The sequence below is a fragment of the Roseiflexus castenholzii DSM 13941 genome (genome assembly GCF_000017805.1).
Classification (GTDB): domain Bacteria; phylum Chloroflexota; class Chloroflexia; order Chloroflexales; family Roseiflexaceae; genus Roseiflexus; species Roseiflexus castenholzii.
On sequence record NC_009767.1, the window covers coordinates 4363277 to 4375028 of the forward strand.

Below are 11752 nucleotides of genomic sequence, written 5' to 3' on the forward strand. Positions count from 1 at the left end.
TAATCAGTAGTCTGATGTTCGTTTCGTGTGCAGGAGTGTCAGCATGGCTTCGTTCACGCGCGTCGTCCTCATCACAATCTGTGTAACGTCGCTGGCGTTCTCATTGCTCACGGCATGCGTTGCAACCCCGGTGGTCGTGACTGCACCACTGCCAGATGGGGCTGTTCCGACTGCGGCCATCTGGAGTCAGGCGCCATTGCCGAAACAGGTTACGCCAGAGCGTATGCCGGTCTTCTCACGTGCGAATGTGACACCTTCACCAACACTGCAATCCATTCCCACACCGCTGCCGACCCCGATTCCTCCAACGCTGCAACCGTTCGGTCCAGGGGGTATGCCACATCCGCTGCGTGTCCGGCGATTGCAGTTCGGCGTACACGCCCATCTATTCTGGACCGACCGTGCCACGCCGTTGCGCCTGGCGAAGGATGCGGGTTTTGGCTGGATTCGTCAGCAGATCCACTGGAAGGACCAGGAAGGTCCGCCTGGCTTCTACGCTTGGGGCGCAGAACTCGACGCGCTGATCGCCGACGTCAACGCGCGTGGTCTGAACCTGATGATCTCCATCGTCCGGTCACCACATTTTTACGGGCGCAGCGGCAGCGACGGATTGCCGGAAAACCCCGAGACGTTGGGAAACTTCGTGGCGGCGCTGGCGCAGCGGTACAAAGGACGCATTCACGCTATCCAGATCTGGAATGAACAGAACCTCGCATACGAAAATGGCGGCTACGTTTCGACCGACGATGCCCGGCATTATGTCGAAATCCTCAAGGTCGCATACCAACGCATCAAAGACGTCGATCCGACGATCATCGTGGTCAGCGGCGCGCCGGCTTCGACAGCGGTTGACAGCCCCGGCGTTGCGATCTCCGACATTCGCTACTACAGTGCCATGTTCGCCTATGAAAACGGCATTATTCGGAATTATGTCGATGCACTCGGCGTCCATCCCGGCGGTTCCGCCAACCCGCCGGAGACCTTCTGGCCCGATGCGCCGAGCCAGGCGCAGGGATGGACCGAGCATCCAACCTTCTACTTCCGCAATGTGGAACGTATTCGTCGCCTGATGGAAGAATATGGGCTGGCGGATATTCCGATATGGATTACGGAATTTGGTTGGGCGACGCGCAACACCACGCCGGGATTCGAGTTCGGCAACCAGGTATCATACGAGCAACAGGCGCGGTACATCGTAGGCGCGATGGAATGGACCGCCGCGCGGTATCCGTGGGTCGATGCGATGTTCCTGTGGAACCTGAATTTTGCTCCGCTGCGCGCACGCAATGGCGAACCCTGGCACGAACAAGCGTCGTTCAGCATCATCAACGCCGATTACACGCCGCGCCCGGCATATTGGGCGATCCAGCAGTACATTGTGCAGTATAATGCCCGCCGTGAATGAGGCAGCCCAACCAACAACCTCACAGTACGACTCGTCGGCTGGCGAGAACGCGGCGCAGCGCCCCGCTCCGCTCGCCGCATTTTTATTGCTGCTCGCGCTCTACCTGCTGACAGCGAGCGGCCATCTCTATTCTCCCGACGAAGAGGCAATGTACTATGTGACGCGCGCAATCGCAACCCGCGCCGATGTCGCCATCGAGGACGGCGATCTTGTGCCGATGCCGCTACGCGAGGGGCGTGATGGGCGCAGGGTGTCTCCATATGGCATCCTGTCATCACTGGCGGCGCTGCCGTTCTTCGCACTGGGCGCATTCCTTGCCGCCGGCGCACCGGTCGAGGTCTACGAGTATCTTACCCGTTTCGGCGTCAGTTTGCTGAATACACCCGTGACCGCCGCAACCGGCGCTGTGATGTTCACATTCGTTGTAGCCCTGGGGTATGGTAGACGCGCCGCGTGGCTGGCTGCCGCCGCGTTTGGCGTTGCAAGCCTGGCGTGGCCCTATGCCCGCACCTTCTTCTCCGAACCGCTGACTGGTCTGCTGTTGCTGTGCGCGGTGGAACGGGCGTATGCCGCTCGCGTGCGGCGCGACCGGCGCGCACTGCTCCTTTCTGGAATGGCAACGGGACTTTTGATTGCAACGCGCATTGCAGCCGCCATTGCGTTGCCATTCGTGGCGCTGTATGTGGGAATGGCTGCGTGGTCGCACCTTTCATCTCATCAGAACGGCGCATACACGGGCACAGGCAAGCGGTTGCGCACTGTGGCGGAGCACGTGGGTCTCTGGAGTTCGGGTCTGGTTCCCGGCGTGGCGCTGGTGGTTGGTTACAACCTGGCGCGCTTTGGCATACCGCTGGCGAGCGGGTACAGCGATGAGGCGAGCGCATTTACAACACCGCTGCTGACCGGGTTGTCCGGGTTGTTGCTCAGTCCCGGCAAGAGCCTGTTCCTGTACGCGCCGGTGGCGCTGCTGGCGCTGGCGGGGGCGCCGCTGCTCTGGCGGCGCTGGCGTTTGGAGACATCACTGCTGCTGAGTCTGGTCATTGCGCATATGTTCCTGTATGCGCGCTGGCATGCCTGGGACGGCGGCGGGGTCTGGGGACCGCGCCTGTTGCTGCCGATCGTGCCGCTGCTGGCGGTGCTGGCGGCGCCGGTATTCGAGCGCGCAACCGCAGGCAGATCCGTCGGAACCCGTCTTGTTGTCGGAGTGAGCCTGACATTCGGGACGATCAACGCACTGGCAGGCGTTCTTGTCAATCCGGCGATCTATCTCAATATGGGCATCCCGCGCCGGCTCATCTACTTCGATGTGGCGCACTCGCCACTGCTGGCGCACTGGCGGATCGCAGCAGAACGCTGGCAGGCGCGGTATGGCGTCGGGCAGTGCATCCTTGGCGATGGTTTCTACTTTGCGGAAGCGCGCACTACCATGTTGCCGCGGATGACCGGCGACCAGGGGGTCATCGCCTGTCGCAGCGACAGACCGACGCTCCTTACCATCCGCATTAACGACGACCGTCCTGCCGGTGCGCCGCCTGGAAATCCGATGCTCGACCTCGCCGGACGACCGATGGCGCTGCGCGACGGTCAGGGAAGCATGGTGCGGGTGATGGTTCCGCCGGGTGAACCGCTCGTTTTGCGGGCGAAGCCATTTGCGCAGACCATACCGGGAACCGAGCGGCAACGAATGGTTGGGTTGCGGGTCAATGAGATCGCGGCTGTCGATGATCGCGGCGTGCGCCTGCCCCTCGCCGATGCCGCCATTGAACCACCTCCGGCAAGCCCACGCTACCGCTGGGGGTGGTATTTCGTTCCGACCGTCCGACACACGACCGATCTGTGGATCGGGTATCTGCTGCGGAGCGACGTTGGTCCGTTCCGTGCGGCGGCGGTGGCGGGAGTATTGGTCGGCACAGCGCTAGCGGCAGGGGTGGCGGGGATGTGGATGGTGTTCAAGGGTGAAGGTTACCGGTGGAAAGGTGACAGGTAGGGGCGCGCTGCGCCCACCCGGAACGCCCGCAGGTGGATGGCAGAACGGAACGGTTCTCGTTTCCTCCCAGGGCGCTGCCCGACCTCAAGGGTCTTGACGGCGATTCAGCGCGGTCCGTAATTCCGATCGCCTCCACCCAAACGCACCAGAAAACCCTGGAGATCGGTCGGTACGAAGAGGCGGACGCGCGCGATGCGTGGTGCAAACGAAGGCGGATCGTCATAGGACTCGGCAATCGTCAACGCGATGCCGCAGCTCAGGTAAACATATTCCGTCGTCATTGCGCCAAGGACGATGGAGCGCCCAGGAGCGACGCGATCCGCCGGTCCCCAGGCTGACACAATCTCGTCAAGCGACGCCAAAGACGGGGGTTCATCGAGTTCGATCAAGAGCAGGCGATCGCCGGCATCCTCGAACCACGCTACCACCATGTGCGGAGGCGCGCTGCGCCGGTAGACCTGGCGGGTGACCAGTTGCAGCGACAGTCTGGCTGGCTCACGCGCCTCCGCGATAACATCGGGGCCAAGCAGATGACGCAGCGCCTGATCTGTCAGGCCCGCTTCGAGCCCATCCCAGTGCAGCCAGTCACCGCGCAGCGCAATCTCAAGACTGGACATCTCTTCCCCTCACCTGCTGGCATCGGACGCAGCCCAGAAGCAGGGCGATCTCTAGTGTCGCGGAATCAGCACTCGCGTCCCCGCCGGGATCGGCGTATTGCCGCGGCGGTGCGTCCAGCCGTTTGCCCGTTCGAGTTGATCAAGCGTTATGCCATGCTGCCCGGCGACCTGCGCCCGCGTATCTTCGGCGATCGCGCGATACCAGCGAATGCCTGGAATGTGCAGGCGATGACCGGCGGCAAAACGCTGCGTGTCATCGACCACCTCAGTGCCATCGAGTTCCGTGATGGTCGCTGCATTGGTGCGCTCACGAATTTGGGCGACTGTCTCGCCGCCGGCGCGGACCGTGTACTCTTCTGCGGTGTTGCTATCGGTTGGTTCCCAGGTTGCAATGCCCGTCAACGGCGCCTCGCTCAGTGTGCCTGCACCCAGCCCGAGCAGATCGGCATGTCCCATAAAATAAGCCACCCGGGCATTTTCCTCGCCAACAGCCGCAACGATGCGTTCCGGCGCTTCCTGAGAATATGTTGATGGATCTTCAAGGATGGTGGGATCCAGATCGGGTTGGAACAGATTTCCCTCAACACGCTGGCGGAGTGCGCGATTCGCCTCCAGTGAGTCGCGCACGTGATGCCATACCTGGAGCGTAAAGTGGTCGGTAAATCCTTCGATCAGCGCCTGACGCGCACTGCCGCCAACCGCTGCCGCAGCGCGACTATAATTCGGATGGGTCACCAGATGCAGAAACTCGTGCATCATGGTTTTGAAGAGCGCCCACCTGCCAACCAGCCCCTGATACTCACGCGGCTGAACAAACACGGTTCCCGTTCCGGCTTCGGCGGGACAGCCGCGAATCACATTGCGCACGTTATGGAACCGTGTATCATTACTGACATAGAGATCGCGCACACGGGTATACTCGGCGCGATCCGGGCGGTCGCGCGATGTATCGACGTTGTGATCGGTCAGCACCTGGCTTGGCTCATAGGATGGCTCGGACATAAAATAGTCGACCCAGCCGGCAGCATATTCCCGCGAGACGGGGCGCGTGGACGCATCGCCGAGAGGGATGCGAAAGCTGCCGGGATGGTACGAACCGGTTGGAGTGCGGCTGGCCATCACAATATAGCGAGCGTAGAAATCTTCCACCGTCTGCTGCGCTGCATCGGCGATCTCACGAATCGGGTCCATCAGGTCTGGCGAAGCGGGCATTTCGTTTTCGGGGTTCACTCGATCGTTGATCAGCGTATCGAGCGCCGCGATCATGTGCTGTTCAAACTCGCCGCCAACCCCTGCGCCAGTCATCGGCGGCGTGGTGACTGAGCCGCCGGAGGTTTGCGCATTCGGATGCAGCGCCTGCTCGACCTCGAGGTGTTGTTCAGCGGTCACCGGACGTGTTCCACTCATCACATCTTCCGGTCCAGCAATGCCTGCCCGCTCGAGGGCATTGAGAGCGCCCCATGTCTGTGGGCCAACGATGCCATCGACGATCAGTCCGTGGCGACGCTGAAACTCGCGCGTCGCGGCATCGGTGAGCGGACCGAAGATGCCATCGACCTCGAGCGCTGGCGTGGCGCCATCACTGTTCAATCGTTCCTGAAGGAATGTGATGTCCTCCGCATGGGACGATCCCTGGCGAAGGGTAGGACGCGATGATTGGGGAGAGCGTTGGGTCTGAATGGTGATACGGTGAAACGCAGTCAACGGTGCGACTGGCGGGGCCGCAGGCGTCAGTCCTGTCTCTGCGCCGGAGTGGAGGCGAAAGTCGCCGAAGTGATGCCCGAATGCCCGATCACCGTCTCGCTGCTGCTCTGGCGTGACCGGCGCCTCCTCAGCAATTGCGGGTGGAGCTGGCCCTTGCCGCAACTGGTTGATCCAGACGGTTGCGATCCCATCTGCCGGTTCAGAAGACCGGGCAGATAGCGGCTTCTTCATACGCATGCGGACTTCACCTGCGAACGACTATCAGCCCAAATAGCGGTGTGTGCAATATTCGTGTCAGTTGCTCACAAAACACCCGGAATGGCGATCATTATATGATCACATCGCCACGAAGATCAAGACCCTCAAATAGTGATCACTTCATCGATAAGCGCCGTTCTCCGTCGTTCGTGATACATCAGACAAATATAACCCTCTTTTGTGAACACTCATCCGATAGGACGAAACATGATAGAATGAACCTGTCCATACACTATTGAAGCAGCACAACCCGCCTTGCAACCACCGGCCGGTTCTGAATGAGCGCTCTTGTGCACTCATTCCTGGCAGAAACCTCTACGCAACACGTCAAACTCGCATGCCGCATACCAACTCAGCAAGAAGAGAGGAGCCTGCATGCATCCACGCCGTTCACTCCTGGCGCTGATTCTGATAGTGGCGCCTGTATTCCTTCTGACCGTGAGCAACCCACCGGTACGCGCGAATGTGGCACACCCCTTATCCGGCGCATCGGTCTATCTCCCGTTCGTCACGCGACCCGCAGCGGTCGATCTGGTGCTCAACCAGGTTGAGATCACCCAATCAGTACAGAACGGCAGCAACAGCGTGCCGCTGGTTGCCGGGCGCGCGACTGTGGCGCGGGTGTACGTGACCGTATCCGGCGTCGCAGAACTTTCGAACGTGATCGTTGAAGTCTCTGCAACGCACGGCGGTGTGTCGCTACCCGGTTCGCCGCGTCGCTCCAACCCGCGCACGGTCACAACGAGCGCCTCGCGCGGGAACTACGCCAGCAGTTTCAATATCGCCCTTCCGTCCGAATGGCTGTCGGGCAACGTACACCTTACGATCGTCGTCGATCCCGACAACCGGGTCGCAGAATCGAATGAATTGAACAATCGCCTGACGCGCGCGCTAGAGTTCCTGGCGGCGCCGCCGCTTGATCTGACAATTGTGCCGATCCTGTACACCCATACGCCGAATGGTCGCACCTACCCGGCGCCAACGCGCGACACCGTCAGCGACTGGATCATGCGCGCCTACCCGATCAGTGGCATCACAGTACGGCTGCGTGCGCCGATATCATTCACCGGCGACCTGCGGAGCGGCGATGAATGGGAGCGGCTCCTCGACATGATCACATCGGTCTGGCGGAGTGATGGAGCGCCATCATCACGAGTGTACTATGGTCTGATACCAATCGCAAACGGCAATGACCGCTGGTTCAGTAGCGGTATCGCAGGCATCGGTTGGATTGGGTTGCGCACATCGCTCGGGCTTGATCTGACAAGCCCTGCCGATGCTGCCAGTCAACTGGCAGCCCACGAGATCGGGCACAACCTGGGGCGCTACCATGCGCCATGCGGCGTGAGTGGCGATCCCCGGCAGCCATTTCCCTATGCGGATGGGTCGATTGGACCAGACGTGTATGGTCTGGACATCAGCCGCGCGCGTGTCTGGAGTTCAGCGGCGCCGGACAACACGAGGGACTTGATGAGTTACTGCCGACCGCAGTGGGTTTCGGATTTCACTTACCAGGGGTTGTTGAACAATCAGCGCATCTACGGCGCTGGCGTCGCGCAGACCGGATCGGGGCTGCTGGTGCGCGCAAAGATTGCAGCAGATGGCGCAACAGCGCTGGAACCGGTGTATGCGCTCGACCACATCACCATGGACGCACCGCAGTCTGGCGAGTATACTATCGAATTGCTGGACGCTGCCGGAACTGTCCTTGACACCCACGCCACCGCCGCCGTCGAGGTCGAGGGACTATACCATTACGATGAGGATCTGATGCACCACGATCACGACCACATCCATCGTTCGATCATTGCCGTCGTGCCGACGCCGGCGGGAACAGTGGCGCGGGTGCGCCTGAAACACAATGGCACGGTCGTTGCGGAGCAGGCAACCGGCAAGGTTGTCGCGCCAACGGCAGTCGCATCGGCCACACTCACTCAGGAGGGCGCAACCCGGGTTCTTTCCTGGTCGAACGCGGCTACACCGACGTTGGTGCGCTACACGCACGATGGCATCCACTGGACGACCCTCGGCATCGATCTGGTCGGCGGGAGGTTGATCATCGAGCCGGACGCGCTTCCAGGCGGCGGGCAGGGACGGTTCGAGGTCGTGCAATCCGGCGGCGCCACGCTCACCATCGACGGAGCGACTGGAATGGCTGCATCCGATGCGCCGCCGCAGGTATGGATCGATGGTCCTGCAACACTACCGGTTGGTGCGCCGCTCCTCCTCTATGGGCGAGCCTCGGATCGTGAGGATGGCGCGCTTGACGATCTCACCTGGCATATCAGCGGCGCGCCTGTGGGCGCAGGGCAGACGTTGGTGCTAGACCATCCTGCGCCGGGCATGCATCGTATCCGCCTGACCGCACGCGACGCTGCGGGAAATGCAACGGTCGCAGAGCATTACGTCTTTGTCGAGTAGTGGTCAGTGGAATGGGAAAAGGTGGAAGGTGGAGAGTGAAATGGAGGAGATGTCGCAGTGTGTACCATCTCGACAGGCAGGTGGCGTCTTCGAACAAGAATCCGGTATCCACCGCGCCAGCCCGACGCTGATGGTTTTTGCAACGTGAACCGTTCCAGCGCGGTCAGCCCGCGCAGGCGAAATCCGAGTCAACCAGATGTCCTTTGAACAGATCATACGCCAGTATGGTGACGACCTTTACCGTCTGGCGATCCTGCTGACGCCTGATCCAGCAGCGGCACATGCGCTGCTGCGGCGCGTTGCTCGTAGTTTTCGTGAATGCGATCCCGCCAGTGTGCTCAATGTGGCCCAAGCACTGCACGAACTCGCACACACGCGACACAACTCACTCCGTCGCAACAGATTACCCGGCTGGGTAGGCGCGCCTGGCGTCACCGCCGAAGACGCCCCATTGCTTGCCACGATTGCGCGCCTGCCTCACGCACAACGACTGGCGTTGGGGATGGCAGCGCTCCATTCCTTCGATGCAGAGGAGCGTTCATCGTACACCATCGCCGGGCAGGAATGGCGCACCCTGGTGCGAGACGCGCTTCTGTCGCTACTACCGGTCATTGATCCGGCGATTGATCGGTCTATGTTCGACCCGGATCAGGCGCCAGAGGAGTGCCGCCCTGTGCGCGCGGCCCTCACACTCGACCCGACAGTAGTGCATGCCAGTTCCACGATGCGCGGGCATCTGGCGCTCTGCGCGATGTGCCGGCAGGCGGCGCGCGACTGGCGAAGTGTAGTGATGCAGGTAGAAGAGACCCTGCGCGGTGCGTTGCGTCCAATCCGTTTGCCGGAAGATGTGGCGGCGCAGACGATAGCCGCGGCGCGTCCTGATCCACGTCCAATCAGACGACGCCTGATCGAAAGCCGGTGGTTGCGCCGTGCATTCCTGCCGCTGGCAGTGATGTTCCTGATAGCGCTAATCATCTGGCCCCGTGGTCAGGTCGAAGAAGAGTCGCCTCCAACCGCTCCCATCCTCTCACTTCATGAATTGATCGAGCGCGCGGAGCAGACCCTGTATGCTCCGTCGCCTGGCGAGGGAGGCTGGCAAGGCGGATATCTCATACGCTGGACTTTTGCCGACCAGACGTATGCCTACCTGCGCGGCGATCTCTGGATCGACCGTGAAACCGGGCAGCACCGAATTCAGTTGGTCCACCAGCAGGGAGGCGCTCCCTACGAATTTCAACTCGTCGATAGTCGCAGTCAGGCGTGGTACGCTGTGGCGCCAGCATACAGCGCAACTCTGGGATTGCCGCTCGAAGGCGAGGAGTCATGGGGCATACGCGCCAGTGCTGATGCCGACATGCGGCAGCGTCTGTTGCAGGCACGGTTGAACAGCGGGGCATGGGTGACACCGCGCCTCTATCTGGCGCAGGCGCACACGGCAGAGTTGCAGCGTTGGGGACGACGGCAACTCGACGACGGCACACAGGTCGAAGTGATCGGATTTCGCGGCGTCAGCCTGCCTGGTTTCCCACCCGACGCACCGAACACGGTCGACTCGAGCGCCACGATCCTGCTGGTGATCGATGGAGTGACCGGTTCACTACGTGAAATCCGTGAATTGATCGGTCCTTCCGAAGGGGAGCAGGTGAGCCGCACCGTCTGGGCATTCGACGGTGGGCGCGAAGTGGATCCACGCGATGAAGCGCGCATCTTTGGCATCGCATTCGCCTGGAATGGGCGGGGAACGTTCACCGCGCGGAACGAAATTGCCTCGCCCTATCTTCCGCTCCTCCCGTCAGAGGCGATCATCCCGCTCGAACAGGCAATGCGTGAGATGATTGTGCTTCCCGATCCACCGTCCGATACCGTCGAGGCGATCCTGGCGCGCGACCTGCCGATGATTAAGGATGAGATATGGAGTAGTACCACCCGGTATATTGCGATCTACATCGGCGCAGGGCGACGGTTGATCATCAGAGCAGCATATATTGCCGATACGCCGGCGTTTGAAGCATTCACCAGCACTGATGTCGAGCAGTTGCGTGTAGGACCGTATGGAGTCTGGTTACGTCCAGGCGTGCGCTGGAACTATCGGGTGCTGATTGTGGATGGACAGTCGCCGCTGTGGAAAGCGCCCGGAGACGAAGGAGGGCGCTATTTGCCGCTCCAGCCGTTGGTTGTGGACGTGCGTCCGCCTTTGGAGGCAGCATCTCGAAGCGGCGATGAGATGCCACAACGTCAGAAGAGCGTTGGAGATGTGCAGCCGTTTCCGTTGGAATCGATGGCTTCTCTAGATATAGAAGCGCAAGGATATACACGCGCTGAGGTGTTGAAGATAGTGGCGTCGCTTGGCGTGATAACGCCACAGCGGTATGAAGAGCAACGAGCGTTTTTTCTCGCTGACGCAACTGACTCAACACCTCGCTGAGCATCTCAGCGATTTTCCTCGCGGCGCTGAAGTTGTTCGGCAGCCTGACGCTGCACCCAGAGCGGTGGTACGCCATAGAAAGCGCGTTCGGCGTCGGTGACGTTCGGATCGACGCGCCCAACGGTCCAGCGTCCATTTTCGCGGATGAATTGCGTGCCGAAGCGCTGCGGTTGACCGCGCGCCAGCAGCGATCGGTCCCACGCCGCAGCAATGATCGACCACGCGCGCGGATCACCCAGATCAGCAGCGCGCCGGGCAAGAAGACGCGCCAGTTCCCAGTGCGCCGGTTCTTCGCCGTAGAGCATCACCAGCGACGCATGGTAGAAATCACGCTCGGTCTGAAGTTTTCCCTGAGCGTACAGTGTGGCTACGCGGGCGCGACGCTGCCGACCGCGTCGGACGCGATCCTCCGCATCGGCATCGAGGTCGATAATCTGTTCCTCCGCCAGGCGCTCCAGTTCGGCGCTCACGTCATCCGGCATATACCTGTCCATCGTGCGCTCCTGCAACCCATACTGCCAATTATACCACTTTGCGATGGTGAACGAGGGGCAAGAGGCAAGCGAGGTTGACCGTTGAAGGCTGCACATGGCTCAAGCGCACGGCTCGGAACGGTGCGTCCCCATGCCTTCCAAGCAGCCGACGCACATATGTTCCGTCCGTTCCCCAATCCGGCGGTGAAGAACCAGGGTTAAGGCGCAACCGGCGAGGGCGAAGGGCATACCGAACGTCTGCGTCCCCGCCGCTGCGATGACAACGAACCGCGATGCACAAGGACGCCCAATACGGCGTCAGAAGGCTTCACCTGATAGTCTCTCTGCGTGGACGCCCCTGCTGGCAGGTTGAGGCGATCCTGCATGGGCGCCCACACGAGCGTACAGGCGATGTATGGATACCCGCACCGCGTGACGAACCGCCAGGGCAATGCAGGTTAT

7 protein-coding genes are annotated in these 11752 nt (G+C 61.2%); 4 read left to right on the forward strand and 3 right to left on the reverse strand.

The window, feature by feature from the left end:
- Positions 1 to 43: 43 nt before the first annotated feature.
- Both RCAS_RS17270 and RCAS_RS17275 read left to right on the forward strand, forming a co-directional pair.
- Complete coding sequence (locus RCAS_RS17270) at positions 44 to 1405, forward strand: cellulase family glycosylhydrolase (protein ID WP_012121818.1); 1362 nt, start codon at positions 44 to 46, stop codon at positions 1403 to 1405.
- Positions 1389 to 3392, forward strand: a complete 2004-nt coding sequence (locus tag RCAS_RS17275) for a hypothetical protein (protein WP_198135951.1) — start codon at positions 1389 to 1391, stop codon at positions 3390 to 3392. The genes RCAS_RS17270 and RCAS_RS17275 overlap by 17 nt, the downstream gene beginning before the upstream one ends.
- Positions 3393 to 3496: 104 nt before the next feature.
- Here RCAS_RS17275 and RCAS_RS17280 read toward each other — a convergent pair whose 3' ends face one another.
- Positions 3497 to 4009 carry a hypothetical protein gene (locus tag RCAS_RS17280; RefSeq protein WP_012121820.1) on the reverse strand — a complete coding sequence of 171 codons (513 nt, stop codon included), beginning with the start codon at positions 4007 to 4009 and terminating at the stop codon, positions 3497 to 3499.
- A 51-nt stretch (positions 4010 to 4060) separates the two neighbouring features.
- Complete coding sequence (locus tag RCAS_RS17285) at positions 4061 to 5944, reverse strand: peptidoglycan-binding domain-containing protein (RefSeq protein WP_085979106.1); 1884 nt, start codon at positions 5942 to 5944, stop codon at positions 4061 to 4063.
- A 402-nt stretch (positions 5945 to 6346) separates the two neighbouring features.
- Between RCAS_RS17285 and RCAS_RS17290 the strand changes: the two genes are divergently transcribed.
- Both RCAS_RS17290 and RCAS_RS17295 read left to right on the forward strand, forming a co-directional pair.
- The gene (locus RCAS_RS17290) at positions 6347 to 8392 is read left to right on the forward strand and encodes a CARDB domain-containing protein (protein WP_012121822.1); all 2046 of its coding nucleotides are present in this window, start codon (positions 6347 to 6349) and stop codon (positions 8390 to 8392) included.
- A gap of 196 nt (positions 8393 to 8588) precedes the next feature.
- Positions 8589 to 10817 (forward strand): RNA polymerase sigma factor, encoded by a 2229-nt coding sequence (locus RCAS_RS17295; protein WP_012121823.1) that lies wholly within the window; start codon positions 8589 to 8591, stop codon positions 10815 to 10817.
- A 5-nt stretch (positions 10818 to 10822) separates the two neighbouring features.
- On the opposite strand, the gene RCAS_RS17300 is transcribed toward RCAS_RS17295, so the two are convergent.
- Positions 10823 to 11311, reverse strand: coding sequence for a hypothetical protein (locus tag RCAS_RS17300; protein WP_012121824.1), 489 nt, complete (start codon positions 11309 to 11311; stop codon positions 10823 to 10825).
- Positions 11312 to 11752: the final 441 nt, after the last annotated feature.

Bases quoted from the DNA above. Each gene is read 5' to 3' on its own strand.
- RCAS_RS17270 (WP_012121818.1), top strand. From the start codon at position 44: ATGGCTTCGTTCACGCGCGTCGTCCTCATCACAATCTGTGTAACGTCG.
- RCAS_RS17275 (WP_198135951.1), top strand. From the start codon at position 1,389: ATGCCCGCCGTGAATGAGGCAGCCCAACCAACAACCTCACAGTACGAC.
- RCAS_RS17280 (WP_012121820.1), bottom strand. From the start codon at position 4,009: ATGTCCAGTCTTGAGATTGCGCTGCGCGGTGACTGGCTGCACTGGGAT.
- RCAS_RS17285 (WP_085979106.1), bottom strand. From the start codon at position 5,944: ATGAAGAAGCCGCTATCTGCCCGGTCTTCTGAACCGGCAGATGGGATC.
- RCAS_RS17290 (WP_012121822.1), top strand. From the start codon at position 6,347: ATGCATCCACGCCGTTCACTCCTGGCGCTGATTCTGATAGTGGCGCCT.
- RCAS_RS17295 (WP_012121823.1), top strand. From the start codon at position 8,589: ATGTCCTTTGAACAGATCATACGCCAGTATGGTGACGACCTTTACCGT.
- RCAS_RS17300 (WP_012121824.1), bottom strand. From the start codon at position 11,311: ATGGACAGGTATATGCCGGATGACGTGAGCGCCGAACTGGAGCGCCTG.